General features: G+C 71.3%; 26 protein-coding genes. 6 read left to right on the top strand and 20 right to left on the bottom strand.

What is annotated here, in order from left to right:
- Nucleotides 1-38: 38 nt before the first annotated feature.
- Nucleotides 39-3,737, bottom strand: a complete 3,699-nt coding sequence (locus tag ACUW6W_RS01920) for a DNA polymerase III subunit alpha (RefSeq protein WP_036313208.1) — start codon at nucleotides 3,735-3,737, stop codon at nucleotides 39-41.
- Nucleotides 3,734-4,060, bottom strand: coding sequence for a DUF6504 family protein (locus tag ACUW6W_RS01915; RefSeq protein ID WP_036313205.1), 327 nt, complete (start codon nucleotides 4,058-4,060; stop codon nucleotides 3,734-3,736). The genes ACUW6W_RS01920 and ACUW6W_RS01915 overlap by 4 nt, the downstream gene beginning before the upstream one ends.
- Nucleotides 4,061-4,533: 473 nt before the next feature.
- Here ACUW6W_RS01915 and ACUW6W_RS01910 point away from each other — a divergent pair, with 473 nt between their 5' ends.
- Nucleotides 4,534-5,253 carry a DUF6318 family protein gene (locus tag ACUW6W_RS01910; protein ID WP_036313203.1) on the top strand — a complete coding sequence of 240 codons (720 nt, stop codon included), beginning with the start codon at nucleotides 4,534-4,536 and terminating at the stop codon, nucleotides 5,251-5,253.
- Between the two features lie 494 nt (nucleotides 5,254-5,747).
- On the top strand, nucleotides 5,748-6,218 hold the full coding sequence (locus tag ACUW6W_RS01905; protein ID WP_036313201.1) for a PKD domain-containing protein: 471 nt from the start codon (nucleotides 5,748-5,750) through the stop codon (nucleotides 6,216-6,218).
- Between the two features lie 68 nt (nucleotides 6,219-6,286).
- Here ACUW6W_RS01905 and ACUW6W_RS01900 read toward each other — a convergent pair whose 3' ends face one another.
- The 4 genes from ACUW6W_RS01900 to ACUW6W_RS01885 all read right to left on the bottom strand — a co-directional run bounded on the left by ACUW6W_RS01900 (nucleotide 6,287) and on the right by ACUW6W_RS01885 (nucleotide 8,082).
- Nucleotides 6,287-6,532, bottom strand: coding sequence for a hypothetical protein (locus ACUW6W_RS01900; protein WP_036313199.1), 246 nt, complete (start codon nucleotides 6,530-6,532; stop codon nucleotides 6,287-6,289).
- Complete coding sequence (locus ACUW6W_RS01895) at nucleotides 6,529-6,888, bottom strand: hypothetical protein (RefSeq protein ID WP_020628069.1); 360 nt, start codon at nucleotides 6,886-6,888, stop codon at nucleotides 6,529-6,531. The genes ACUW6W_RS01900 and ACUW6W_RS01895 overlap by 4 nt, the downstream gene beginning before the upstream one ends.
- 92 nt (nucleotides 6,889-6,980) lie before the next feature.
- Nucleotides 6,981-7,832, bottom strand: coding sequence for an SOS response-associated peptidase (locus ACUW6W_RS01890; RefSeq protein WP_036313197.1), 852 nt, complete (start codon nucleotides 7,830-7,832; stop codon nucleotides 6,981-6,983).
- A gap of 1 nt (nucleotide 7,833) precedes the next feature.
- On the bottom strand, nucleotides 7,834-8,082 hold the full coding sequence (locus ACUW6W_RS01885; RefSeq protein ID WP_036313195.1) for a hypothetical protein: 249 nt from the start codon (nucleotides 8,080-8,082) through the stop codon (nucleotides 7,834-7,836).
- A 204-nt stretch (nucleotides 8,083-8,286) separates the two neighbouring features.
- On the opposite strand from ACUW6W_RS01885, the gene ACUW6W_RS01880 reads away from it, so the two are divergent.
- From ACUW6W_RS01880 to ACUW6W_RS01870, 3 genes are read left to right on the top strand one after another with little or no spacing between them, the layout of a single operon-like run.
- Nucleotides 8,287-9,381, top strand: a complete 1,095-nt coding sequence (locus tag ACUW6W_RS01880; RefSeq protein ID WP_454179695.1) for an S-(hydroxymethyl)mycothiol dehydrogenase — start codon at nucleotides 8,287-8,289, stop codon at nucleotides 9,379-9,381.
- Nucleotides 9,381-10,037, top strand: coding sequence for an MBL fold metallo-hydrolase (locus tag ACUW6W_RS01875; protein WP_004167600.1), 657 nt, complete (start codon nucleotides 9,381-9,383; stop codon nucleotides 10,035-10,037). The genes ACUW6W_RS01880 and ACUW6W_RS01875 overlap by 1 nt, the downstream gene beginning before the upstream one ends.
- 32 nt (nucleotides 10,038-10,069) lie before the next feature.
- Complete coding sequence (locus tag ACUW6W_RS01870) at nucleotides 10,070-10,690, top strand: uridine kinase family protein (RefSeq protein WP_036338950.1); 621 nt, start codon at nucleotides 10,070-10,072, stop codon at nucleotides 10,688-10,690.
- Nucleotides 10,691-10,717: 27 nt separating this feature from the next.
- Here ACUW6W_RS01870 and ACUW6W_RS01865 read toward each other — a convergent pair whose 3' ends face one another.
- The 9 genes from ACUW6W_RS01865 to nrdH form a co-directional block, all read right to left on the bottom strand.
- Nucleotides 10,718-11,488: a lipoate--protein ligase family protein gene (locus ACUW6W_RS01865; protein WP_036381636.1), complete on the bottom strand. Its 771-nt coding sequence runs from the start codon at nucleotides 11,486-11,488 to the stop codon at nucleotides 10,718-10,720.
- A complete protein-coding gene (locus tag ACUW6W_RS01860) occupies nucleotides 11,485-12,351 on the bottom strand; it encodes a thioesterase family protein (protein WP_036381633.1) in 867 nt (288 codons plus the stop codon). Before ACUW6W_RS01860 ends, ACUW6W_RS01865 begins: the two co-directional genes overlap by 4 nt.
- 85 nt (nucleotides 12,352-12,436) lie before the next feature.
- Nucleotides 12,437-13,114 (bottom strand): methionine ABC transporter permease, encoded by a 678-nt coding sequence (locus ACUW6W_RS01855; protein ID WP_036313181.1) that lies wholly within the window; start codon nucleotides 13,112-13,114, stop codon nucleotides 12,437-12,439.
- Nucleotides 13,111-14,205: a methionine ABC transporter ATP-binding protein gene (locus ACUW6W_RS01850; RefSeq protein ID WP_078026103.1), complete on the bottom strand. Its 1,095-nt coding sequence runs from the start codon at nucleotides 14,203-14,205 to the stop codon at nucleotides 13,111-13,113. The genes ACUW6W_RS01855 and ACUW6W_RS01850 overlap by 4 nt, the downstream gene beginning before the upstream one ends.
- A 3-nt stretch (nucleotides 14,206-14,208) precedes the next feature.
- A complete protein-coding gene (locus ACUW6W_RS01845) occupies nucleotides 14,209-15,114 on the bottom strand; it encodes a MetQ/NlpA family ABC transporter substrate-binding protein (protein ID WP_073115374.1) in 906 nt (301 codons plus the stop codon).
- A gap of 507 nt (nucleotides 15,115-15,621) precedes the next feature.
- Nucleotides 15,622-16,605, bottom strand: a complete 984-nt coding sequence (gene nrdF, locus ACUW6W_RS01840) for a class 1b ribonucleoside-diphosphate reductase subunit beta (protein ID WP_205810588.1) — start codon at nucleotides 16,603-16,605, stop codon at nucleotides 15,622-15,624.
- 249 nt (nucleotides 16,606-16,854) lie between these two features.
- Nucleotides 16,855-18,981: a class 1b ribonucleoside-diphosphate reductase subunit alpha gene (gene nrdE / locus ACUW6W_RS01835; RefSeq protein WP_180537555.1), complete on the bottom strand. Its 2,127-nt coding sequence runs from the start codon at nucleotides 18,979-18,981 to the stop codon at nucleotides 16,855-16,857.
- 47 nt (nucleotides 18,982-19,028) lie between these two features.
- Entirely contained in the window at nucleotides 19,029-19,496 is a 468-nt protein-coding gene (nrdI, locus tag ACUW6W_RS01830; protein WP_004167610.1) for a class Ib ribonucleoside-diphosphate reductase assembly flavoprotein NrdI, read from the bottom strand.
- An 11-nt stretch (nucleotides 19,497-19,507) separates the two neighbouring features.
- Nucleotides 19,508-19,753, bottom strand: a complete 246-nt coding sequence (gene nrdH / locus ACUW6W_RS01825) for a glutaredoxin-like protein NrdH (protein WP_036313172.1) — start codon at nucleotides 19,751-19,753, stop codon at nucleotides 19,508-19,510.
- 411 nt (nucleotides 19,754-20,164) lie between these two features.
- Here nrdH and ACUW6W_RS01820 point away from each other — a divergent pair, with 411 nt between their 5' ends.
- Nucleotides 20,165-20,470 carry a GNAT family N-acetyltransferase gene (locus ACUW6W_RS01820; RefSeq protein WP_036338933.1) on the top strand — a complete coding sequence of 102 codons (306 nt, stop codon included), beginning with the start codon at nucleotides 20,165-20,167 and terminating at the stop codon, nucleotides 20,468-20,470.
- 9 nt (nucleotides 20,471-20,479) lie between these two features.
- On the opposite strand, the gene ACUW6W_RS01815 is transcribed toward ACUW6W_RS01820, so the two are convergent.
- The 5 genes from ACUW6W_RS01815 to ACUW6W_RS01795 form a co-directional block, all read right to left on the bottom strand.
- Complete coding sequence (locus ACUW6W_RS01815) at nucleotides 20,480-21,523, bottom strand: hypothetical protein (RefSeq protein WP_454179692.1); 1,044 nt, start codon at nucleotides 21,521-21,523, stop codon at nucleotides 20,480-20,482.
- A gap of 206 nt (nucleotides 21,524-21,729) precedes the next feature.
- Entirely contained in the window at nucleotides 21,730-22,800 is a 1,071-nt protein-coding gene (locus tag ACUW6W_RS01810) for a DUF305 domain-containing protein (RefSeq protein ID WP_063189608.1), read from the bottom strand.
- Nucleotides 22,801-22,922: 122 nt separating this feature from the next.
- A complete protein-coding gene (locus ACUW6W_RS01805; RefSeq protein ID WP_063189606.1) occupies nucleotides 22,923-23,828 on the bottom strand; it encodes a class F sortase in 906 nt (301 codons plus the stop codon).
- A 289-nt stretch (nucleotides 23,829-24,117) separates the two neighbouring features.
- Complete coding sequence (locus tag ACUW6W_RS01800; RefSeq protein WP_186299582.1) at nucleotides 24,118-25,071, bottom strand: Ig-like domain-containing protein; 954 nt, start codon at nucleotides 25,069-25,071, stop codon at nucleotides 24,118-24,120.
- Nucleotides 25,072-25,201: 130 nt separating this feature from the next.
- The gene (locus ACUW6W_RS01795) at nucleotides 25,202-26,110 is read right to left on the bottom strand and encodes a LysR family transcriptional regulator (protein WP_144818438.1); all 909 of its coding nucleotides are present in this window, start codon (nucleotides 26,108-26,110) and stop codon (nucleotides 25,202-25,204) included.
- Between the last annotated feature and the right edge of the window lie 47 nt (nucleotides 26,111-26,157).

Raw genomic sequence — 26,157 nt, 5'->3', positions numbered from 1 at the left:
GGGCGCGGCCGGACGGCGGGGCACGGAGGCGGACGGTCTCATCTGTCCGGGGTGGGCAGCAGCTCCCACGTCTCCGGGTGGGGCACCGGGATCGGGGTGTGCTCCGGAGCGGGCCGATCGGGTGCCGTGCGGCCGGGGCGGGCCCCGCCGGCCGGCCCGACGTCGGTGCGCACCTTCACGGGCCAACCGCCCGTGCCGTGGTGCGGGATGTCCGGCAGGGGCTGCGCCCCGGTGCCCGCCCGGCCGCTGCGGCGCGCGGCGGCGGCTCGGCGGTCCGCCGCGAGCCAGTCCCGCCACTGCTGCCGGGTGGCGTCCAGGTAGTCGGGGTCCGGGAGCGTCTGGGGTCGGTGCAGGTCCCAGGCGCGCACGGCCTGGACGGACACGGCCCGGCCGCCGGTGCGCCGGACGGTGCCCTCGATCAGCAGGAGGCGCGCGGAGAAGAGCATCTCCCCGGAGGCGTGCTGGGCCTCGGTGAAGAAGGAGGCGTCCACGCAGCCGGTGCCGTCGTCCACGGAGAGGAACACCACCCGCTTGCCGCTGCGCATGGGCGGGGTCTGGGTGGCCACACGCACCCCGGCCACGAGCACCCGGGACTGCGTGCGCAGCCCGAGCAGGTCCTTCGCCCGGGTGACGCCGAGCGCGTCCAGGTACGGGGCGTGGGAGTCCATGAGGTGGGCGGTGACGTCCAGGGCGGTGAGCTCCAGCTCGGTGCGGACCCGGGCGGCCGGGGCCGGGTCCGGGAAGAGCGGGGCGAGGGCGGTGAGCTCGGTGTCCGGCAGGTCCAGGGCCATCTGGCCCTCCACCTGCCGTGGACGGGCGGACCGCGAGCGCGGGGCGGTGCGGCCGGGGGCGGTGCCGCGGGTGGTGGAGTGCTGGAGTTCGAGGTGGTGGACGAGGTCGGTGCGGGAGGCGCCGCCGGGTGGGAGGAGGCAGTCGAGGGCGCCGAGCTGGGCAAGGCGTTCGAGGTTGCGGGCGGTGGGGCGGGCGCGGTCGCGGACGTCGGCGAGGGAGCGGTAGGGGCGGCCGGCGTCGAGGCGGTCGGTCTCGGCTTCGCTGAGTCCGGAGAGGCTGGTGAGGGGCAGGCGGATGCCCCAGCGGCCGGGGGCGCCGTCGTCGACCTCGGGGTGGGCGGGGACCCACTCGACGTGGACGTGGCGCGAGGAGGCGTTGACGTCCACGGGCAGGACGGGGATGCCCATGCGGCGGGCCTCGGCGACCATGAGGCGGGCGGGGTACATGCCGGGGTCGTGTTCGAGGATGGCGGCCATGAAGGCGGCGGGGTGGTGGGTCTTGAGCCAGGCGGAGTGGTAGGTGGGGACGGCGAAGGCGGCGCCGTGGGCCTTGCAGAAGCCGAAGGAGCCGAAGGCGGAGAGGGTGGCCCAGACCTCGTCGATGACTTCGGGGGAGTAGCCGCGGGCGAGGGCGCCGGTGCGGAAGGCCTCTTCGACGAGGTGTTCCTGCGGGCCGCCGAGGAGGCGGCGGTGCTCGTCGGCGCGGGCCAGTCCGCAGCCGGTCATGACGTCCATGGTGCGCAGGACCTGTTCGTGGAAGACGGTGACCCCGTGGGTCTCGGCGAGGACGGGCCGCAGGTCGGGGTGCGGGTAGTGGGCGGGTGCCCAGCCGTGCCGCTGTTCGAGGAAGGGCCGGACCATGTCGGACTGCATGGGGCCGGGGCGGAAGAGGGAGATGTCCACGGTGAGGTCGTTGAACTCGCGGGGGGCGAGTTTGCCGACGAGTTCGCGCTGGCCCGGGGACTCGATCTGGAAGCAGCCGAGGGTGTGGGTGGTGCGGATCATCGCGTAGGTGGCGTCGTCGTCCAGGGGCACCTGTTCGAGGTCGATGCGCTCGCCCGTGGTGCGTTCGACCTCGGCGATCGTGTAGGCGATGGCGGACTGCATGCGCACGCCGAGGATGTCGAGCTTGAGGAAGCCCATGGGGTCCATGTCGTGCTTGTCGAACTGGCTCATGGGCAGGCCCATGCCGGAGGGCTGGACGGGGGTGCGGTGCAGCAGGGCGGCGTCGCCGAGGATGACGCCGCAGGGGTGCATGGAGATGTGGCGGGGCAGGCGGTCGAGGCGTTCGGTGAGGTCGACGAGCAGGTCCAGCTGGCGGTCGCCCTCGGCGCGGCCGGACTCGATGCGGCGGGAGAGGCCGCCGAGTTCGGGCATGCGCTGGAGGGCCTCGCGGAAGTTCGAGGCGGAGAAGCGCCAGAGCTGCTTGGCGATGGCGTCCACCTCGGGTTCGGGCATGCCGAGGGCGAGGCCGGCGTCGCGGACGGCGCCGCGGGCCCGGTAGGCGTTCTGCATGCTCATGAGGGTGGTGCGCTCGGCGCCGAAGCGCTCGACGACGGCATGGTAGATCTCGTGGCGGCGGGCGGACTCCACGTCGATGTCGATGTCCGGGAGGGTGGAGCGGTCGGTGGAGAGGAAGCGCTCCATGATCAGGCCGTTGGCCATGGGGTCGACATGGGAGATCCGCAGGGCGTGGTTGACGAGGGAGGAGGCGCCGGAGCCGCGGGCGGCCACGCGGATGCCCATGCCCTCGATGAGGTCGACGACGGCGGCCACGGTGAGGAAGTAGGAGGAGAAGCCGAGTCGGGTGATGATGCCGAGCTCGTGTTCGGCGCGGTCCTGCAGGTCCCGGGCCGCCTGGCTGGTGCCGGGGAGGCCTCCCCCGGTGTGGAGGTGGGGGTAGCGGGCGAGGAGGCCGGTGCGGGTGCGCGCGCGCAGCACGTGCTCCGGGGGGCCGTCGATGCCGATGACGGCGGCCTCGGGGACGCGGGGCACGCCCCAGCCGAGGTCGGTCTCGGGGTCGAGCGCGCAGGCCTCGGCGAGGCGGCGGGTGGCCTCGAGCAGGGGGGCAGGGCGGTCGTCGGCGGCGGAGGCGACCTCGTGGGCGATGCGGTGCATGGCGGCGGTGGACTTGAGCCAGCCCTGCCCGTTGGGTTGCAGGTCGTGGAGGGCGTCGAGGGAGCTGAGGGCACGGACGGCGTCGAGGACGTCCGCGGTGGCGGCACCGTCCGGGGCCGCGTAGCGCACGGCGTTGGTCAGGACGGCGGGGATGCGGGCCTGGCGGGCGGCGCGGAGGGTCTTCACGGCGTGCCCGGTGTCGAGGCGGCGGCCGGGGGCGGAGAGGTGGGTGACGACGTCGGCGTGGGGGCTGCCTGCGGGCAGGGCCGCCTTCCAGCGGTGCAGGGCGGCGAGGCCGGCCGCGTACCGGCGGCGGGCCAGGTGGCGGCCGACGTCCGAGTCCGGGCCGAGGAGGACGAACAGCTCGGGGGTGGGCGGGTTGTCCCGGTTGGCGGCGGTGGGGACACGGCCGGCCGCCGCGGCGGCGAGCTCGGCGACGCTGGCCCAGGGGCTGCCACCTGCCGCTCCCCCGGTGGTGCGGGCGTGGGCGGCGGAGACGAGCTCGCACAGGGAGCGGTAGCCGGAGCCGTGGCAGCCTCCTCGGGCCAGCACGACCACGCGGCCGGCGTCCTCGTCCTCGCTCCACCGGACGGCCAGGTCCACGCCCACGATCGGGGTGATGCCGTGGCGCAGGCAGGCGCCCACGTGTTTGGCCATGCCGTAGAGCCCGTCCCGGTCGGTGCAGGCCAGCAGGTCCATGTCCGCGGCCGCGGCGGCGGCCACGAGGTCCTCGGGCCAGCTGACCCCGTAGTGGGCGCTGAACGCGGAGGCGACGTGCAGGTGGGCGAAGGGTGCGACGGTGCGTCCGGCCGCGGCGGCCCGGCTCATGCCGACCGCCTCAGATCCTGGGCGTGCTCGTGGACGCGCACGAGCCGCCACCGGCCGGAGTCCAGGTGGTGGGCGACGTCGAGGGTCTGCAGGGGCGCGGCGCCGGCCCGGGCCAGGCGGACCTGCAGCCGCCACATCTCGTGGTCCACGAGACCGGCGCCGCGGCCCTTCTCCGCGCGGACCTCCTCCGCCCACCAGCGGCGCCGCTCGAACCAGCGCATGGGGCGCTCTGCGAGGACGTAGTCCCGCCCGTTCCAGCGCAGCCCCTGCGGGGTGCCGTCTGCCCCGCACTCCACCGCCACCGACTGTGTGAGGACTCCCATTCTGCTTCTCTCCCTGTGCACTGCTGACCGGACCGACGACGGGGTGCCGTCGGGCGATGGGAGCGCGGCCCGTCCGGCGGACCGGACGCGGGGAAGAAGTGGGAAGGTGGGGCCGCACCCCCGATCGTACTCGAACATGTGTTCGAATGCGATGGGTGCGAACGTAGGGCAGCCGCCGGACACGTTAAGGACGCATGACCCCGAGACGGGCGAGGCCGGGAACGCCCTTTCGTGAGGCCGGCTGACCGAGTCCTGGCCGTGGGTCTCGAACCCGACCCTGGGGCGCACATGCACGAGAAAATCGTCTCTGGGCCGGAAGAAGTGCGCCGGCACGGCCCTGTGGACAATGCGAGCAGGACCACAATCCGTCTGCGTATACTCCGAACCAACCGGGCCTCGCATACCACGGGCACCGCACTGCGGGATCAGCGCGGGAGGCGCGGACACACGACGGACATCCAGTTGGAGGGGAAATGTCTCTCACCGCACCCGGGCGCGCCCTGCGCCGCCACCGATTCGCCCAGGCCGGCACGCTCAGCGTGGCCTTGGCGCTCACGCTGACCGCCTGCGGCGGGCAGTCCGAGCCCGCCGAGTCGTCGACGACGTCGCCCTCGTCCGCCAAGCCCGCCGTCGAGACGTCCGCGCCCGCGAGCACGAGCGCGACCGCGGGCGTCAGCTCATCCCCCACGGCCACGGAGAGCGGGTCCGGCGAATACGTGCCCGCGTCTGCCGACGGCCCCGCGCGGAACGTGCCCAAGCCGGAGATGCCCGCCGCCATGAAGGAAGAGACCAAGGAGGGCGCCGAGGCGGCGATTCGCTACTTCTGGGAGGCCATTTACTACACCGACCAGACCGGGGAAACTGCTGATTTTGATTCGACATACAGCGAATACTGCGAGCTTTGCCAAGCCGTATCCGACTCAACTGCCCAGCACTACAAAGAAGGTGGCTGGTCAACGGGAGAGCACACCTCGATCAAATCGTTAACTCTCACCCCGTCAGAGTTTGGCTACACCGCTACTCTTGTTCGTGACGCATCCGCTGTAGATGTCTTCGACTCACAGGGCGTTAGAGACGACTCTGCCAGTGGGGCGGAAACTCACGACGAGACCTGGCTGGCCGACGTAGTCTACGAACCCTCCAAGGGCCACTGGGTGATCGATGAAATGCAAAATCAACAGGATGCGCAATAATGCTTTCTATCTCGCGTATTCTGATTGCAATAGCAACTGCCTGCATCGCCCTAACGCTGATTCAAGCGCCATCGGCGCACGCACAGCGCGCGAATACCTGCACCGATGTTCCCATTAGCGGCAAGCGAGAAGACGTCGAATTTAGGATTCGAACGCAGTGCAAGAAACAGTCGCGAACACAGCCCCCTCAGCCGGCCTCCGAACCGGTATCCGAAGTTACCGCTCCAGGAGCCAGAGAAAAGCCGGCAATCGAGCAGCGCACTGTAGACGCCTGTTTCCCGAATCAAGAAAACAATTCCGATTTTGGGACGTGTCGCGAACAGACCGAGGCCTTTTGCCCAGAAGGGGCATGGGTACGTGAGCAGTTCGTCGACACAACTCGCCCAGATAGGGATCCCTACTACAGCCGGCCGGAATGCGTTACTGCGGTTTCGCCAGGCCCAGCAACAGACGGCGCCCCGCCCGTCTCCATCGACGAGGTCCGCACGCTCCTCGTGCTGAAGCCTGAGATCCGGTCGGACAATGGCGGACGCGGGATCCGCAATGCGGAGACCAACTTCTACGCAGACGCCGAGACGCGCACGCTCGTCACCACCCTCAACGGGGTCGAGGTCGAACTCCGCGCCACGCCGGTGAGCTTCCGCTGGGACTACGGGGACGGGTCCCCCACCAAGACCACCTCGGTCGCAGGCCAGAGCCAGCCGGAGTTCAACGTCCCCACCCCCACGAGCCACGTGTACGAGGACACCGGGCAGTACACGGTCCGCCTCACCACCGTCTACATCGGCGAATACCGGGAGGCCGGGGGCGAGTGGGTGCTCATCCCGGGCACCATCAGCCTCGACTCGGCCCCCGTCACCGCGGACATCTGGCGCACCATCACCCGCAATGTCGCCGATGACTGCAGCGTCGACTCCTCAGCCTGGGGCTGCACCGGCCCCATCGAATCCACTCCGGCCGGCTGAGCACAGACCGCGGGGCGGCCGACGGTCTCCCGTCCACCGCCCCGCGGCCCACTCGTCGGGCAGGTGCGTCAGACCCGGCGCACCCACCCCCGGGCCAGGAACACGAGTCCCGCGCCGACGGCCGCGAGCGCTCCGAGCGCGCCCGCCGGCACCTCACGCCCGGTCTCGACCGTGTCCGGGGTCGTGTGGGCGTCCTCCCCCGCCGGCACGTTCAGGGCCCGGGGCTTCTGCCCATCCGCGAGCGACTCCACGAGTGCGAAGACGTCGGACCGCTCCGCGTCCTGGGTGATGATGACGTCCTCACTCCTGGTCACCCCGTCCAGCGACCAGTCGCGAACGAGGCGGTCGTCGGTCGGGTATGTCGCGTCGGCGAGGTAGTGAAACCCGGTGAAAATTCCAACGCGGTGTCGCGCCAGAGGGTGCCCCAGCGCGGACCCCACGAGAGTTCCGCGACCGACGCGTCGTCGCCCTGGCGCTTGGACCACAATGGCAGCTCCACGCCCGGCTCGGCGTACTTCAGCGCGAGGACCCGCTCGGGGTAGTCCCCAAACACGGGGTCGGCCCGGCTGTGCTCGCCCCACGCGTAGACGAGCCCGGCAGAGGGGCCTCTGTTGCCCTCCGGAATGCCGGCGGTCTCGTCGTCGAGGGCGGCCACCGGGGTGCCGCCCACGGACAGGGTGAACAGGAGATGACCGTCTCCGGCCTCACCGCGGCACCGCGCTTCCGCGTCTCACGGGCAGGTCATCCCCGTCGCCCCGTCTCTCAGAGCAGCGTTCCCTGCTGCTCTCTCATCTCCTGGATCAGTTCTGGCCCGTTGTTCCGGACGTTCCCCACGGCGCTCCCCACGGGCCGCAGCGACCAGCCCGCCGCGACGTCGTACGCGCCGGCGCACACCTGGCCCACGAGGGCGTCGGCTTCTTCGGCAGACCCGAGCGTGTCCGGAGCGAGCCACCGGTCCATCGTCTCGGCATCCATGGGCACGGGCAGCCGGTCGTGCAGCTGGCCGAGCGCGGCGAGCACCGGATCGTCGTCGTCCGCGTCGGGCGCGGCCATGGTGAGGATCGTCGTCGAGAGGACCCAGGCGTCCTCCCCCGCGGCCTTGGCCTCGGGGTCCTGCCACCACTCGTACAGGCCGGCGAACCAGATGACCGGCCCCTCGCCGTCCCCGGCCCCGGCCGGGTGCACGTAGTAGGACTGCTTCTTCGCGGCCCGCCCGTCGGGACCCTTGGCACCAGGCTCCGGCGCCTTCCACTCGTAGTAGCCCTCCACCGGCACGGCGCAGCGGCGGGCGCGGACGGCGGCCCGGAACGTCGGCTTGGAGGCCACGGTCTCCGAGCGCGCGTTGAACGCACGGGACCCCACGGACAGCTCCTTCGCCCACGGCGGCACCAGGCCCCAGCGGGCCACGTGGATCCGCCGGGTCACCCCGGCACCGCCGTCGCCCCCACGGGCGCCTCCGGCGCCGACGTCGTCCGCGTGCGCCACGAGGATCGGCACCTCGGCTGTCGGCGCCACGTTCCAGCTCTGGCGCAGCACCAGGTCCTCATTCGCCTCGGCATCGCCCAGGGCCACCAGGTCGCTCGTGGCGCGGGCCATCACGTAGCGGCCGCACACGTCAGCGGTCCCTCCCGTCCCGGCCGCGCTCGACATACATCCACGCGATGCCGAGGGCGAAGCCCATCATCGCGCAGCCGATCACGGTGCCCCAGGGCCTCTCGGTGCCCAGTCCGAACACCACGCCCAGCCCGACGCCGATCAGCAGCCCCACCAGTGGGATGCGCCACTGAGCGAGCGTGCCGGCACCGGCCGGAGCCCCGGCTGGAGCCTCGTGGGCCTCGTCCTCGTCTCTGCCATGTCGTGCCACGGTTCGCCCCTCCGTTCACATCGATGTTGCGGCTCAGGTTGCAGTCTCCCCCGGCCACTGCGGTGACGCCACACACCAGGCCCCCGGCTGCTCACCGATGCGTCGCACAGGGTCCTGTGATGGGATGGGCAGAACGAGCCCGCACGCCGCGCCGCCCCACGCATGCGCGGCGTCGGGCAGAACCCCACCACCAGGAGGAACAACGTGTCCCAGAAGGTCCGCGGCGTCGTCGCCATGGCGAAGGACGCCCCCGTCACCGTCGAGACCATCGTCATCCCCGATCCGGGACCCGGCGAGGCCGTCGTCGACATCAAGACCTGCGGCGTCTGCCACACGGATCTGCACTACCAGCAGGGCGGGATCGGGGACGAGTACCCGTACCTGCTCGGCCACGAGGCCACGGGTGTGGTCTCCGCGATCGGCGAGGGCGTCGACCACGTCAAGGTCGGCGACACCGTGATCCTCAACTGGCGCGCCGTGTGCGGCGAGTGCCGCGCGTGCCGGAAGGGCGAGCCGAAGTACTGCTTCAACACCCACAACGCGACCCAGAAGATGACCCTCGAGGACGGCACGGAGCTGTCCCCGGCCCTGGGCATCGGGGCGTTCGCGGACAAGACGCTCGTCCACGCCAAGCAGTGCACCCAGGTCGACGGCGTCGACACGCCCGAGGAACAGGCCGCGGTCGGCCTGCTCGGCTGCGGGATCATGGCCGGCATCGGCGCGGCCATCAACACCGGCGAGGTCAAGCGCGGCGAGTCCGTGGCCGTGATCGGCTGCGGCGGCGTCGGCGTGGCCTCGATCGCCGGGGCGAAGCTCGCCGGCGCCACCACGATCATCGCGGTGGACATCGACGCCAAGAAGCTCGCCAAGGCCAAGGAGCTCGGCGCCACCCACACCGTGAACTCGAAGGACGAGGACCCCGTGGAGGCCATCCGCGCGGCGACCGGCGGCTTCGGCGCCGACGTGGTCATCGAGGCGGTCGGCCGCCCGGAGACCTACGAGCAGGCGTTCTACGCCCGGGACCTGGCCGGCCGCGTCGTCCTGGTGGGCGTGCCCACCCCCGGCATGGAGCTGAAGCTGCCCCTGCCGGAGGTGTTCGGCCGCGGCGGCGCGCTGAAGTCCTCGTGGTACGGCGACTGCCTGCCGGAGCGCGACTTCCCCATGCTCGTGGACCAGTACCGCCTGGGCCGCCTGCCGCTGGACGAGTTCGTCACGGAGACCATCGCCCTGGACGAGGTGAACGAGGCCTTCGAGACGATGAAGTCCGGCGACGTCCTGCGCTCGGTGGTGGTGCTCTGATGGCGCGCATCGATCACCTGGTCACCTCCGGCACGTTCTCCCTGGACGGGGAGACGTTCGACGTGGACAACAACGTGTGGATCGTCGGCGGCGCGGAGCAGTGCGTCGTCATCGACCCGGCCCATGACGCCTCGGCCGTCTGGAAGAAGGTGAACGGCCGCCAGGTGCTGGCCATCGTCCTCACCCACGGCCACGACGACCACATCCGCCAGGTCCAGGAGTTCCGCCAGATGGTGGACGCCCCCGTGCTGCTCCACCCCGCAGACCGCATGCTCTGGGACGACGTCTTCCCCGACGAGGAGCCCGACGGCGCGCTCGCCGAGGGCGACGTCCTGCGCGTGGCCGGCGTCGAGCTGCGGGTGCTGCACACCCCCGGCCACTCCCCCGGCTCGGTCTGCCTGTACGCCCCCGCGCTGGGCGAGGCCGGCGACGACGGCGCCCCGACCGGCGTCGTGTTCTCCGGCGACACCCTGTTCCAGGGCGGGCCCGGCGCCACCGGCCGCTCGTACTCGGACTTCGACACGATCATCGAGTCCATCCGCGAGCGCCTGTTCCCGCTGCCGGAGGCCACCGTGGTCCACACCGGCCACGGCGACTCCACCACAATCGGCACGGAGAAGCCGCACCTGCAGGAGTGGATCGACCGCGGCCACTGAGGACGCGCCGAGGTGGGGAAGAATGGTCCCCCGTGACCATCCTCCCCGCCTCGCCCCCTCCCTCCGTGATCCTGCTCGGCGGCGCGTCGGGCTCCGGCAAGTCCTACCTGGCCCGGCGGCACGGCCGGCCCCACCTCTCGCTCGATGCGTTCTACCGTCCGCAGTCCGACGACGGCGCCGCGGGCGGGCCCGGCCCCGTGTTCCCGCGCACCCCCTACGGTGAGATCGACTGGGACCACCCCGGAACGTGGGATGAGCAGGCGGCCGTGGACGCCGTCGTCGAACTGCTCGAGGAGGGCGCCACGCGCGTGCCCGACTACGACATCTCCACGTCCTCCGTCCGCGGGCACAGCACCGTCGCGCTCGAGCCGGGCGGGGTGATCGTGGCGGAGGGCATCTTCGCCGAGCGCATGCCCGCCGCCCTGGACCGGGCCGGAGTCCGCTACGCGGCCTGGTACATCGACCAGGCGCGGACCACGACGGCGGCCCGCCGGTTCGTGCGCGATGTCGCCGAACGCCGCAAGCCGGTGCCGTTCCTCGTGCAGCGGGGCTGGTCCCTGTACCGGACGGACGCGGCGCGCCGGGCGGCGGCCGTGGCGGCCGGCTTCACCCCGCGACGCAAGCGGGAGATCATCGCGGATCTCACGGCCTGACGGCCCGCCCGCAGCCAGTCCGTGCCCTCAGCCGGAGGTGCGCGCGCCGAGGACGGCGAGCTGCTCGGCCACGACCTCGATCCCGGCGGCGGCCGCCCACGCCGTGTACTCCTCCCGCAGGGCCGCGGCGAACGCGGGAACGCTCACCCCGGGACGCACGTCCTCGGCCGCGCCCGCCGTGCGGGGGTCCATGTCCAGGCCGAGCTCCCGGTAGACGTCGACGAGCACGGCCCGCAGCGGAGCGGGGTCGGACACCACCACGTGGGTGGAGAACAGGAACGCCCCCTTCACCACGCGCTGCGCGGAGCCGGCCAGCTTCACCGGGTACGTCGGCGCAGGACCCTGCACGGAGAACTCGCCCGGGCAGTACTCCCCCGGGATCTCGCCCACGGAGGCGGGCACGTCCATGCGCGCGAACGCCCGCACGAACAGGTCGGCGAACTCGGCGAACCGGGCCTGCTGGGTGAGTGCCGCGTCCTCCTGCTGGCTCAGGTGGTCCACCACCAGGCAGCCGTGATGGTAGGCCGCCGCCCTCCCGCCGGCCCGGCGCACCGCCGGCGCGAAGCCGTGGGCCCGGGCCGCCGCAGCCGCGGCCGCGAAACCGGGCAGCCGCGCGTCGCGCTGGCCGAACGCGACCGTCGGTTCGGGCACGTAGACGCGGATCAGATCGTCGAGGGCCCTTCCCTCGGCCGCGGCGGCGCGGAAGACGGCCAGCTCGCCCATGGCCCAGTCGAGGTCTTCGACGGCCCCGAGGGTCCGCTCCTGCACAGCCCAGCGCAGCCGGGGAGCTGCACTCACAGGCCGCCCTCGACCGGCCAGGAGCGCAGGGTGAGGGTCTGCTCGACGTGGGCGAAGGGGCCGTCGTCGTCGTGGAGGACGGTGCTGGTCAGGCCCACGCCGTCCGGGCCCACCGTGACCTGCCCCGCGAGGCCGAGCCAGTGGCCGGTGGGCTCGCGGTACAGGTGGATCTGCAGGTCCACGTTGGGGAAGAACCACCCGCCCGGCTTCGCCGGCAGGGCCGGGGCGATCCCGTTGGCTGCGTCGGTGAGGCTGATCAGGCGCACCAGGTCGCTCGTGCTCTCCCCCGCCACCATCTCGCGGTCCGTGGTGAGCCACACCCGGCCGTGGCCCGGCCCGTGGCCGGGCAGGATGACGCCGTCGAGGGAGGCGATGTACCCGCCTCCCCATCCGTGGAGCGCGTTGTGCGACTGCGCCTGCGAGCGCGGCGGGAGGGGCTCGTCCGGCAGCTGGGCGACGGCGGAGGTGTCCGAGGTGGACAGCAGCCAGGCCCGCAGGGTCAGCACGGTGCGGCCCCGGGCGTGGAGCACGGACTCGACGAGCTCGATGGTCCGGCCCGGACGCAGGGTGCGCGTGACCACCTCGAGCTCGCCCGACCAGAGCGTGCCCAGGATGTCGTAGGAGAGCCGTCCCACCCGCAGCCCGGGAGTGGTCTCGTGCGCGGCGACCTCGTGCAGCAGCAGGCCCGAGACGGCGGCCATGTGCATCTCCTCTTCCCGCCATGCGCCCTGGGCGTGCACGGTGGAGCGCACGCGGGAGGTGCGGACGCCGTCGGCGTCCACGGTGGGCTCGCCGAGGCGGACGTAGAAGGCCAGGGGATCGTCGGCGACGGAGGTCGCGGGGGTGGAGGTGATGTCGGTCATGGGCCGAAGTCTGCCAGAACGACGACGGCCGGTGACGTCCCCGCGGGGATGTCACCGGCCGTCGTCGTGCGGACCGAGCCGGGGTTCAGCGGCGCATGACCTTGCGGGCGATGCCGTTGCCGATCAGCTGCAGCGCCTGGACGAACACGATCACCACGATCACGGCCAGCCAGGTGACCTCCGGACGGAACCGGTTGTAGCCCTCCACGATGGCGAAGTTGCCGACGCCGCCGCCGCCGATGATGCCCGCCATCGCGGACATGTCCACGAGCGAGATGATCACGAACGTGAAGCCGAGGATCAGCGGGCCGAGGGCCTCGGGCAGCACCACGGCGCGCACGATCCGCATGCGGGAGGCGCCCATCGCGCGGGCGGCCTCGATCACGCCGGGGTCCAGCGAGACGAGGTTCTGCTCCACGATGCGGGCGATGCCGAACGTGGACGCCCAGATCATGCAGAACACCACGGCGGTGTTGCCGATGCCGGTGCCGAGCACCGCGATGGTCAGCGGCTGCAGGGCGGCGATGAGGATGACGAACGGGATGGGCCGGATGAGGTTCACGATGAAGTTCGTGACCAGGTAGACGGCACGGTTGGCGAAGATGCCGCCCGGGCGCGTGGTGTAGAGGACGAGCCCGACCAGCAGGCCGAGGATGCCGCCGAGGATGAAGGACCAGCCGACCATGTAGAGGGTGTCCCCCACGGCGGTCATCAGCTCGGGGCCGTAGTACCCCCAGTCGAGGTTCTGGAATCGGTCGATCACTGGTGCACCTCCTGCACGTCTCCGGCGCCGGCCAGGTCCGCGACAAACGCGTCCACCGCGGCGGCCTCGCCCGTGAGCGCCACGGTGAGCAGGCCGTACGCGGAGTCCTTGGTGGCGGACATGCCGCCGTGGACGATCTCGAAGCCCACGCCGCGCGTCGATGCGGTGCCGAGCACCGCCGAGACCGCGGCGGAGTCCTTGAGCGAGACCATGATCAGCCGACCCTCGGTGCGCGCCCGGATGCGGGCCACCTCCTCGGCATTCGGCCGGTCCTTGAGCGCCGTGGCCACGAAGGACGCGGCGTCGGCGGAGTGGGCGGGCCGAGAGAAGAGGTCGTAGACCTTGCCGGACTCCACCACGCGGCCGCTGTCCATCACGGCGACGCGGTCGGCGATCGAGCGGATGACCTCCATCTCGTGGGTGATGGCCACGATCGTGACCCCGAGCTCCTCGTTGACGCGGCGCAGCACGGAGAGCACCTCGTGCGTCGTCGAGGGATCCAGGGCGCTGGTGGCCTCGTCTGCGAGCAGGATCTCCGGCTCGGCGGCCAGGGCGCGGGCGATGCCGACGCGCTGCTTCTGGCCGCCCGAGAGCTGCTCCGGGTAGTGCTTGGCCTTGTCCGCCAGGCCGACGAACTCGAGCAGCTCCGCCACGCGAGCGCGGCGTTTGGACCGCGGCCAGCCGGCCGTGTCCAGAGCGAACTCGATGTTCCCGGCCACCGTGCGGGAGGTCAGCAGGTTGAACTGCTGGAACACCATGCCGATGCGGGTGCGCAGCGGACGCAGCTTCGCTTCGGAGAGATGGGAGACCTGCTGGCCCAGCACCGTGACGGTGCCCGACGTCGGCTTCTCCAGCCCGTTGATCATGCGGATCAGGGTGGACTTGCCGGCGCCGGAGAAGCCGATGACGCCGAAGACCTCGCCGCGGTTCACGGCGAGCGAGACGTCGTCCACGGCCTTCACACCGGCACCCTTCTTGGCGGCGTAGACGCGGCTGACGTGGTCGAAGACGATGACCGGCTCCCCCGGGGCGCCCGCGGAGGGGCGCCCCGGGGTGACCGCGTCACGGTCGGACGTATGGGAACCTGCCATGGATCAGGCGCCCTGCTTCGCGATCGCGTCCTGGTACTGCTTCAGGGTCTCGTCGATCTGGGCGGTGTCGAGCTGCACCGGCACGCTCGTGCCGGAGGAGAGCTTCGCGGACTCATCCAGCACGGGCTGCTCGTGGTACAGGGCCGCGATCTTCTTGTAGGTCTCGTTGTCGCGGTCCTCGCGACGCACGGCGAAGCCGTTGACGTACGGCTTGGCGGAGTCGTCCTCGGGGTCGTCCTTGAACAGGGCGGTGTTCGTGTCGATGCCGGCGTCCGCCGAGAAGGTGTTGTTGATGACCGCGCCCTGCACGGACTCGAGCGCGTTCACGGTCTGCTGCGCGGCCACGGGCTGCACCGTCACGGTGGAGGCGGCCTCGTCGATGTCGCGGACCTCCGGGCGGATGGTCTCATTGGACAGCTTCAACAGGCCGGCGGCGACGAGCACATTGATGGCACGGGCCTGATTCACGGTGTCGTTCGGGATGGCGACGGTGTCGCCCTTCTTGAACTCGGAGACGTCCGTGTACTTCTTGGAGTACAGGGGCAGCGGGATGATCTCGGTGGTCCCGATCATCGTCAGGTCCTTGCCGGAGGCCTGGTTGTAGTCGGCCAAGTAGGCGATGTGCTGGAACCAGTTCATGTCGATGTCGCCGTTGTCCAGCGCCGGGTTCGGCTGCGTGTACTCGGTGAAGTTGCGGATCTCGACGTCGATGCCGTGCTTCTCCTTCGCGAGCTTCACCAGGGCGCGGTGCGACTCGTTCTCGGACACGACGCCGATGCGCACGGTCTGGGCGCCGTCGTCGCTCTTCTCCTCGGCCTGCGAGTTGCAGGCGGTCAGGGCGAACGCGCCGACGGCGGCCAGGGACAGGCCGGCGAAGGAGCGGCGGGAGATGTTCGAGGGGGTCGTCATGGGGTTCTCCTTGGAGGACGGTGCGACGTCGCCGGCGCGGGTGGGCACGGCGGGTGCGGAACGGTGCGGGGTGGGCCGTGCGGTGGGTGATTCCCCGCGGGGCACAGCACGGCGGGCGGGGGGCGAGAGACGCCCCGAGCCGGAGGCCGGGATCCTTTCGAACGCTGCTCTTGCCCGTCCCCCAGTCACCGCGGGCTCCCCTCGAGGGGTCTGCACGCAGCGGAGGCAGGCCGCTTCTCGGTCCGTTGCCACCCGTGAACATGGGGTTGGCGAGCGGCTCGTCGTGGGACCACGTGGACCCGCCGAGGCGGGGTCCACAGCCGCTTCTCCTGAAGCTGGGCCCAAGCGTATCGCAGCGTGTGCGCTCCATCGGGCAGGGCGGTGACGCGCAGCGTCATACTGCGGGCCCGGGTGTCGACGTGTGATGCCCCCGCGAGACGACGACGGCCGGGCGCCTCCGCGGGGAGGCGACCGGCCGTCGTCGGGACGGGGCTCAGGCGGACGGGATCAGAAGTCCCAGTCCTCGTCCTCGGTGTTCTCGGCCTTGCCGATCACGTAGGAGGAGCCGGAGCCGGAGAAGAAGTCGTGGTTCTCGTCCGAGTTCGGGGAGAGCGCGGAGAGGATGGCGGGGTTCACGTTCGTGGTCTCGGCCGGGAACATGGGCTCGTAGCCCAGGTTCATCAGCGCCTTGTTCGCGTTGTAGTGCAGGAACTTCTTCACGTCCTCGGCCAGGCCGACGGCGTCGTAGAGGTCATGGGTGTACTCCACTTCGTTCTCGTACAGCTCGAACAGCAGCTCGAAGGTGAAGGCCTTGAGCTCCTCCCGCTTCTCCTCCGGCAGGGTCTCGATGCTCCGCTGGTACTTGTAGCCGATGTAGTACCCGTGCACGGCCTCGTCGCGGATGATCAGGCGGATCAGGTCGGCGGTGTTGGTGAGGCGGGCGTGCGCGGAGAGGTACATGGGCCAGTAGAAGCCCGAGTAGAAGAGGAAGGACTCGAGCAGGGTGGAGGCGATCTTCTTCTTGTACGGGTCCTGGCCGTCATAGCGCTCCACGATCAGGCCGGCCTTGGCCTGCAGGTTCCGGTTCTCACGGGACCAGCGGAACGCCTCGTCGATCTCCGGGGTGGAGGCCAGCGTGGAGAAGATCGAGGAGTACGACTTCGCGTGCACCGACTCCATGAACGCGATGTTCGTGAGGACGGCCTCCTCGTGCGGGGTCATGGCGTCCGGGATGAGGGAGACGGCGCCCACGGTGCCCTGGATCGTGTCCAGCAGCGTCAGGCCCGTGAACACGCGCATGGAGAGCAGTCGCTCCTCATCCGTGAGGTGGGACCAGGACTGGACGTCGTTGGACAGCGGCACCTTCTCCGGCAGCCAGAAGTTGTTGACGAGGCGGTTCCACACCTCCACGTCCTTCTCGTCCTGAATGCGGTTCCAGTTGATCGCCTCGACGAGGTGGGACTGCTGGGTCTCGGTCACGGCAGGGCACATCCTTCAGAAGAATTCGTTGAGAATCCGCGGATTCCGGGGGCTCTCGAGAGCACGGTCAGCGGGGCGCGGGTCCGGGACAGTCTAGGCCCGCAGGGGCAGCGGCAGCCACTCGGGCAGGTCCGGGCTCACGACGTCGTGGGCCCGCCCCGCCCGGCCAGGCGCGCCGCCCCACTTCGCGGCGGGAAATCGAGCGCACCCGCGCTCAGAAGCGCGGAATACGCGGGATTTCCCGCCTCGAAGGGTCGGCTGTCAGAGCATGCAGCTCACGCAGCCCTCGACCTCGGTGCCCTCCAGCGCGAGCTGGCGCAGGCGGATGTAGTAGATCGTCTTGATGCCCTTCGTCCACGCGTAGATCTGCGCGCGGTTCAGGTCACGGGTGGTGGCCGTGTCCTTGAAGAACAGCGTCAGGGACAGGCCCTGGTCCACGTGCTGCGTCGCCGCGGCGTACGTGTCGATGATCTTCTCGTAGCCGATCTCGTACGCGTCCTCGTAGTACTCGAGGTTCTCGTTGGTGAGGTACGGCGCCGGGTAGTAGACGCGGCCGAGCTTGCCCTCCTTGCGGATCTCGATCTTCGAGGCCACCGGGTGGATCGAGGAGGTCGAGTTGTTGATGTAGGAGATCGAGCCCGTCGGCGGGACGGCCTGCAGGTTGCGGTTGAAGATGCCGTGCTCCATGACGGAGGCCTTCAGCTCACGCCAGTCGTCCTGCGTGGGCAGGGCGATCCCGGCCTCGGCGAACAGCTCGGCGACGCGCTCGGTGGCGGGCGCCCACTCCTGGTCCGTGTACTTGTCGAAGAACTCCCCGGAGGCGTACTTCGAGTCCTCGAACCCGCCGAACCGCTGACCGGTCTCGATGGCGATCCGGTTCGAGGCCCGCAGCGCGTGGAACAGCACCGCGTAGAAGTACATGTTCGTGAAGTCGATGCCCTCCTCCGAGCCGTAGTGGACGCGCTCGCGCGCCAGGTAGCCGTGGAGGTTCATCTGCCCCAGGCCGATGGCGTGGGAGGCGGCGTTGCCCTTGGCGATGGACGGCACCGACTGGATGTCGGACATGACCGACACGGCCGTCAGCGCACGGATCGCGGTCTCCACGGACCGGCCGAAGTCCGGCGAGTCCATGGTCTTGGCGATGTTCATCGAGCCGAGGTTGCAGGAGATGTCCTGGCCCACGTGGGCGTAGCTCAGGTCCTCGTTGTACTCGGAGGCCTCGGAGACCTGCAGGATCTCGGAGCACAGGTTGGACATGGTGATGCGGCCCTTGATCGGGTTCGCGGCGTTCACGGTGTCCTCGAACACGACGTACGGGTAGCCGGACTCGAACTGGATCTCGGCGATGGTCTGGAAGAACTCGCGCGCGTTGATCTTGGTCTTCTTGATCCGCGCGTCGTCGACCATCTCGTAGTACTTCTCGGTCACGGAGATCTCGGAGAACGGCACCCCGTAGACGCGCTCGACATCGTACGGCGAGAACAGGTACATGTCCTCGTTCTTCTTCGCCAGCTGGAACGTGATGTCCGGGATCACGACGCCGAGGGAGAGGGTCTTGATGCGGATCTTCTCGTCCGCGTTCTCGCGCTTGGTGTCGAGGAAGCGGTGGATGTCCGGGTGGTGCGCGTTGAGGTACACCGCGCCGGCGCCCTGACGCGCGCCGAGCTGGTTGGCGTAGGAGAAGGAGTCCTCGAGGAGCTTCATCACGGGGATGACGCCGGAGGACTGGTTCTCGATCTGCTTGATGGGCGCGCCGTGCTCGCGGATGTTGGTCAGCGAGAGGGCCACCCCGCCGCCGCGCTTGGACAGCTGCAGGGCGGAGTTGATGCCGCGGGCGATCGACTCCATGTTGTCCTCGATGCGCAGCAGGAAGCAGGAGACGAGCTCACCGCGCTGCTTCTTGCCCGAGTTGAGGAACGTGGGGGTGGCCGGCTGGAAGCGGCCGGCGATCATCTCGTCCACCAGGTGGGTGGCCAGCTCCTGGTCGCCCCGGGCCAGGTGGAGGGCGACGACGGCGACGCGGTCCTCGTAGCGCTCGAGGTAGCGCTTGCCGTCGAAGGTCTTCAGGGCGTACGAGGTGTAGAACTTGAACGCGCCGAGGAAGGTCGGGAAGCGGAACTTGGCCTTGTAGGCACGGTCGAACAGGCCTCGGATGAACTCGAAGGGGTACTGCTCGAACGTCTCGGTCTCGTAGTAGTCGTTCTTCTGCAGGTAGTCGAGCTTCTCCTCCAGGTCGTGGAAGAACACCGTGTTGGTGTTGACATGCTGCAGGAAGTACTGGCGCGCGGCCGCGTGGTCGGCCTCGAACTGGATGCGACCGTCGGCGCCGTAGAGGTTCAGCATGGCGTTGAGCTCGTGGTAGCCGAGGTTCTGCCACTCGGCGGGCATGTTCTTCGCCTGGCGGATGAGGTCCGCCTCGGTGGGTGCGGTGGTGGTCATGTCCACAGTCCTTCCAGGCCGCCGCGGACGCGTTCGACGTCGTCGGGCGTGCCCATCAGCTCGAATTTGTACATGAGGGGCACCTGGCACTTGCGGGAGATGATGTAGCCGGCCAGGCAGTAGCCCTCATGGAAGTTGGTGTTCCCGGACGCGATCACACCCCGAATCCAGTGACGGTTCTCCGGGACGTTGAGGAACTTGATCACCTGCTTCGGGACCGCGCCCGGCCCGCTGCCCCCGCCGTAGGTGGGGGTCATCAGGACGTACGGGGCGGTGGCCCCGAGGGTGGGCTCCCGGGTGATCAACGGCAGTCGAGCCACCCGGTCCTCGGGCAGCTCGAGCTTCTCGACGAAGCGGTGCGTGTAGTTGGAGGCGGAGGAGAAGTAGATCAGTCCCGCGTCGGTGGGGACGAGCCCCTGCGCCTCGGCCGAGCGGATGTGGCTCGGGTCCGCGGCGACGGTCATGTCGACTCCGGTCAGGCCACCGATGCCGCGGCGGACTCGGCGAGCTCGGCGATCTTGTCCGGGCGGAAGCCGGACCAGGAGTCGGTCTCGGTGACGACGACGGGGGCCTGCATGAAGCCGAGGGCACGGACGCGCTCGAGGGCGGCGGGGTCCTGGGACATGTCCACGACCTCGTAGGCGATGCCCTTCTTGTCCAGTGCACGGTAGGTGGCGTTGCACTGCACGCAGGCCGGCTTGGTGTACACGGTGACGGTCATGGCGATCCCTGTTCCTTCGTGGTCTCTGGTGGTCTGCGGGTGTCGGCGCGGCGCCCGCGAGGTGAATCACGGGGCGTGCCGAACATCTGCGTCGATACTACATCTAGTGATCACAGCCGGGAACCATCCCTACATGTAGTAGTCACACCGCTGTAGTTACGTATCCCCACCCTCTGCCCATCCTGTCCACACCCTGCTGTGCGAGACGATCCGCGCGGACATGCGGGACACGCCGGGACCGAGGTCGACTGTCCACAGCCGGTGGAGATCTCGGGGCCGGGTTCCCACAGCCGGAAAGTCGGGTTCGCCACGTCCGCGAGCGGCGTGTCCGGCCCCCGCGGACCACTACATGTAGGAGCCCGCCGCCGGCCGGCGTCGGAATACCCCGTGACCACCGGGGGTTGCCCCGGCATGAGCACCTCCCCCACCGTCACCCGCAATGACGCCGAGTCCCGCTACGAGCTCCACGACGGCGGCACACTGCTCGCCGTCCTCGACTTCCGGGACAACGGCGCGGCCGTCTCCCTGAACCGCGCGTTCACCATCCCGGTGCACCGCGGCCGGGGCCACGCCGCCGCGCTGACCGCGGGCGCCGTCGAGGACATCGCGACGAACGGCGGCCCCGCAGGGGGCCGCCGCATCGTGCCGATGTGCTGGTACGTCGCCCAGTGGTTCGACGAGCACCCGGAGAAGAGCGCGCTGCTCGCGCCCCGCTGACCGGAGCGGTCAGGCCGCGACGCGGTGCCGGCGCACCACGGCCAGGACGCCGGCGGCCAGCACCGCGACGGCGGCGGGCCACGCCCCGAGACCACGCCCGGTCTCGACCGCGTCCGGCACCGTGTGCTCGCCCTCGGCCGGCTCCGCGGGGGTCTCGGGCCCCGCCGGCGAGGTGGGGGTGTCGGGATCGGCCGGCTGACCCGGAGCCAGAGCGTCGTCGAACAGACCGGCCACGGGGAAGGTCACGAACCCCGGGATCCGCCCGTTCTCCCAGTCGTAAAGGTCCACGCGGGGGTCGCCGAACCGCACGGTCACCGTCCGCGTCGTCGTCACGCCGTCCCTCGTGGCCCGCGGGGTGACGGTGTCGGATCCGGTGAAGCCCTCGGGCGCCTGGTAGACGTAGCCGCGCGGACCGCCGGTCTCCTCCTCCGTCACCTCGACGGCCCGGCCCTCGGCCGGGCCCGCGACGAGCGTCAGCGGCGCTGCCTCATCGCCCGTGTTCGAGGAGATGAACACGTATCGCTCCCCCGGCGCCGCGAGCAGGGTGGTGTCCCAGACGGTGGGGAGCATGTGGAAGCCGAGCTCATGACGCTGGTCGGCGCGCAGTGGCTCGCCCGGGTCAGCATCGGTGAGGTCGGCGTCCGGACCGTAGGTGAGGGCGGCCACCTCGCCGCCCAGGACGTAGAGGGCGTAGACGACGGGGCCGGTCCCCGACTCGCCCAGGCTCCGCCGGGCCGCGGCGACGTCGAAGTCACCGCGCTCCAGCTCGTCGTCGTACGTGAACGGGACCTCGGTCTCGGCGCCGCGGGCCTCCCCCTCCAGCACCGGAGCCACCGTCAGGCGGACGTCGGACTCGTCCACCTCGAACTCGGTGCCGAAGGAGGCGCCGGTCTCACCCTCCGCGCTGGCCACGAGGAAGGATCCGCCAGGCAGGCCGTGCTCGGCGGTCCATCCGGCGGGGTGGGCGGGTGAGGCGAGGGCGGGGGTCGCCCCCACGAGAAGGACGCCGGCGCCCAGGGCGGCGGCGAGGCGGGTTGGTCGGGCGGTGCGCATCGTGCTCCTCCAGGGGTGCGGTGCTGCGACGGGCCGAAGGGTTCCCCGGCTCGGACGCCCGAGGTCGACCGGATGCCGCACTCGCCGCGTCGGCACGAATCTACGCCGCACGGACGTGATGCGGGTCACCGTCCGGTGACGAAGCGCTATCGACTCGGTCACGGCGACGCCCGATGCGGATCGGGCCGGCCTGCCGACGCGGCGCGTCAGCGGGACGCGCTGGGCGAGGGGCTTGCCCCGGAGGAGGGGCGCGGGGTGGCCTGCGCCGTGTCGGCCGGGCTGGGCGACGGGCTCGCCGATGCGGCGTCCCGCCCCCGCTGGTCCTCGGCGTCCCGGCCGGACGCGCTGGCGGAGCCCGAAGCGCTGGAGGAACTGGGCGAGCTCGACGACGGCAGCACCGGCTTCTGGGTGGCGCGGAAGTTGCGCACCCGCTGCACCGGCTCCGGGACGAAGTCCGAGGGGACGGAGCCGCCGTCGGCGCCGGTGCCCTCGATCTTGATGGGGCCGGTGAACCCGGACGGTTCCGCCGTGCGCGCCCCGCTCGACCCGATCACGCCCATCTCCCCGAGCGTCGCGGCCAAACTCTCCAGCTCCTTGCGATGGCCCTCGACCACGCTGGAGGCCAGCTCCTTCGCCGCGTCGTCCGAGCCGTCCTCCGCCTCCGTGGCGGAGATCGTCAGCGCGCCCTGATAGAGGCGGCGCATCTGGAGCAGGTAGATCCGTCCTGCCTCCTCCGGCTCGGCGGCGGCCAGCACGTTCTTCTCCCGGTCGGACAGGAGTCCGGCGCGCAACTCGTCGCCCACGATCTGGGTCGGCTCCGCGTCCTCCGTGGACTCGGGCTGCGCAGACGGGGTCGACTCGGCACCCGCACCGCGCACGTCATCCGAGGGGACGCCCCAGCCCTCGAGCATCGACTCGAGCCGGCGCGCCCGCTCCTCGTGCTCGGACTTCATCCGTTCGGCGGTGGCCCGGATCTCCTGGTCCACGCCGTCCTTGCCCAGCACCTCATCGGACTGCTGGATCGCGTCGCGGTGGTTGCGCAGCAGCAGACCCGCGAACTGGATGTCCGCCGCGAGCGGGTCGGCGGACGTCTGGCTGGGGCTGGCCAGCACGCCCTCCAGGTAGGTGTTCCCCGCCTCCGTGCCACCGGTCTGTCCGGGCTCCTCGGCGACGCTGCAGCCGCCGGTGGCCAGGGTGATGCTCAGGAGCGCCCCTCCGACGGCCACGCTCCAGCGGCGGGGGCGCACGCGGGCGGGGGCGATGTCGGCTCGGCTCATGGGCGCAGGTCCTCTCGGCGGTCGTCACCCGGTCACGGGGTCAAGGGCGGTCCGACGCGGTCGGCCGCCCCGGCCTCCCCAGGGTACCCCTCCGGCCTCCCGGCCCCGGGGTCGCCGCGGCCTCAGGCGACGCGGGTGGCCTGCACCACCCAGTTGTTGAAGGCGTTCCCGGCCATCCCGGTGCCCGGCACGAGGTCGCACGTGATCAGCGTGACCTTCGCGTCGTCGCCCCCGGGCTCCCATGCCCAGCGGTGCGACGGATCCTGGGTGAGCGCCTCCTTCTCCACCGAGACCGCGTCCGCGTCCGCCTCGAAGGCGGCCTGCGTGCCGTCGTCGTATGTCACCACGACGACGGCACCCGCGCGCACGTCGCCCAGGTTCCAGAACACGTCCCGCACGCCGTGGTAGACGACGTGCCCGGCCAGGACCCCCGCGTACCGGGACCGCTCCCCCGGCGTGGTGCCCCACTGCGGCGGGCCGTACCAGCCGACCGTCTGTGGCTCCGGGTCCAGGTCGCCGCCCTCATCCAACTGCGTGAGGTCGATCCCCGCTCCGACGATCTGCTCGCCGTCCTGGTGGACGTCCACGTGCACGGGCGTCGCCGTGACCTCGTCCCACGGGGCGGCGGGGCCGGAGAGGTGGGCGGCCGCGGCGGGGGTCGGCTCCTCGGACGGTGCCGGCTCCTCGGACGGCGCCGGCTCCTCGGTGGGGGTCGGCTCCTCGGACGGCGTGGGTGTGCCGGCGAGCTCCTGGGTCTCGACGGGAACCGCCGCCTCCCGCGTGGGTGACGCCGAGGACGGGCTCGGCGTCGGGGTCGGGGTGGCCGTCGTTGCGGGGCTGGGCGTGAAGCGTGCCGAGGACGGCGACGGCGACGGCGACGGGGTCGCGGACGCCGTGGCGCTGAGGGTGGGGGCGGCGCTGATCGGCACGGCGCCGACCGCCAGCACCCCGCGCAGCGCGAGGAACACGAGTCCCAGGCACAGCAGCACCAGGACCACCCACAGGGCGCGTCGGACGGTGGTGTTCATCCGGGTTCTCCCCTCGTGTGCATCGACGCGGCCCGCCCGGGGCCGCGTCCGACGACGGCATGGTCTCACGCGCTCCGGCCTCGGCCCGGCGCGTCGTCCGTTCGGGATGGCCGAGGCGACCGGGACGCGGGTGCGCCCCGGCCGCCTCGGTGCGGGCTCAGGCCAGGCCGAAGGTGCGGCGCAGGCGCACCAGAACGCCGGCGGCCAGGGCGCCGATGGCGGCCAGGCCCCACGCGGAGCCGTTGCCGGTCTCGACCGTGTCCGGGACGGTGTGGCCGTCCTCGGCCGGCTACTCGGGAGCCGGGGCCGCGGGCTCGCCCTCGTCGACGACCGGTTCGGCCGGCTGCTCGGGCTCGGCGGGCTCCTCGGGGGCGGGGGCCGGATCGACCGGCTCCTCCGGGGCGGGCTCGGGTTCCGGAGCCGGCTCGGGTTCCGGAGCCGGCTCGGGTTCCGGAGCCGGCTCGGGTTCCGGAGCCGGCTCGGGCTCGGGCTCGGGCTGCGGCTCGGGGGCGGGCGCCGGGTCGATCGGGGTGGGCGTGGAGTCGCCCGGCAGGTCGAGCACCTCGACCGTGAACTCGACCGTGCGGGTGACGCCGTTCGCGGTCATCACCACGGTGAAGGTGTCGGTCCCGAGGAAGTCCTTCTCCGGGGTGTAGCCGAAGGAGGTCCCGCCGATCTCGACGGTGCCGTGCTGCGGCGCCACGGTGAGCTCGGCGTCGATCGGGCTCGGCACGCCGCCGTCCTCGGTCACGAGGGACTCGACGACGGTCGCGTTCTGGTCCGTGTAGACGCGCCACGTGGCGACCTCGGCCCAGTCCTCGAACGGGATGAACTCCTCGGCCTCGATCGGGGTCATGGTGCCGTCGGCGGCGAAGGCCGCGCCGAAGGCGAGCTGGCCGGCGCCGTAGACATGCACCTCGTAGGGCTGCGCCAGGTCGCCGCCGAGGGCCTGCTCGATGTCGTGCAGGAACACGGCGCCCATGTCGTCCTCGGTGATGAAGTCGACCTGGATCTCGGTCTCCTCCCCCGACGCGGTGACGACGACGGCGCGGATGTCCTCGGTCGCGAAGTTGTCGTAGAGGACGAACTCCATCAGGTCGCCGTCGGCGCTGACGAACGTGCCGGACGGGGTGCCGTGCTCGGGCGTCCAGGTGGCGGCGTGGGCCGGGGCGGCGGCGACGCCGACGAGGACGGCGGCACCGAGGGCGGCGGCGGACAGGCGGGCGGGGAACTGCAGGGACATGGGGTCCTCCGGTTCGGCGGCGCGGGCGTGGGTCACCCGGGGCGGGTGCAGGTGATGGGGGTCACGGACATCTCGACCCTATCTGTCACATGTGCATCTGTTGAGCTCCGCCTGTCCACAGCCGCCGAGTTCACTCACTCTTCATGTGAGACGCCACATCCCCGGGCTCGGCATAGCGGTCCCGGACGAAGGCCTGCAGGCGACGGGCGAGCGCCTGCAGCGTCTCGGCGGCGAAGTGGTCCTCCCGCCACGCCGCGTGCAGTCGTACCGCGAGCGTCCGCCCCTGCGCGATGACCCGCACCGGCGTCAGCCCGAAGGCCGGGTCCTCGGTGACGACGGCGACGCCCGCCCCCGTCGCGACCAGGGCCTGGGCCACCCGCCCGGAGTTCGCCTCGGTGAGGGCCGGCGGCGTGAGGCCCGCCACGGCCACGGCGCCGTCGAGGACGCGCCGCGCCATGAAGGTGCGGGCGGGCGCGACGACGGGTTGGGCCACGAGCTCGTTGAGGGACACTCGCGTCCGGCCCGCCCAGGGGTGGCCCGGGGCGACGTACGCCCAGACCGGCAGGTCCATCAGCGGCAGCGACGCGACGGAGGGCGGCGGCACCGTCGGCATCACCACGAGGTCGTGCCGCGCGACGGCGTCGAGCAGCGAGTCGTCCAGCTGGGTCTCCGCGACGCGCGGGCGCGGGTCCTCCTCCCCGAAGGTGGCCACGAACGGCAGCACGACGTCGATGAGGGTGGTGCCCGGTGCGGCCACGGCCACGTCCGTGAGCCGACCGGAGGCGAGCGTGCGGGCCGCCTGCTCCGCCCGGCGATGGGCGACGAGGACCTCGCGCGCCACCGGGAGGAACGCCTCGCCGGCCGTCGTCAGCTCGAGCCGGCCGCCGACCCGGGCGAACAGTGGCAGGCGCAGCTCACGCTGAAGCCGCTGCAGCTGCCGACTGAGCGCGGACTGCAGGAGATCCAGGCGGATCGCGGCCCCCGAGACCGTGCCGACCTCGGCCACCGTGACGAAGGCCCTGAGCAGTTTCTCCTCCATGCCGGATAAGCATAGCCTCCATGCCGGATCATCACTGGACGGCATGG

This window comes from Micrococcus sp. 093350064-1 (assembly GCF_053627955.1).
The sequence above is the reverse complement of the archived record's forward strand: the minus strand, read 5'-3'. Positions and strand labels throughout refer to the sequence as shown.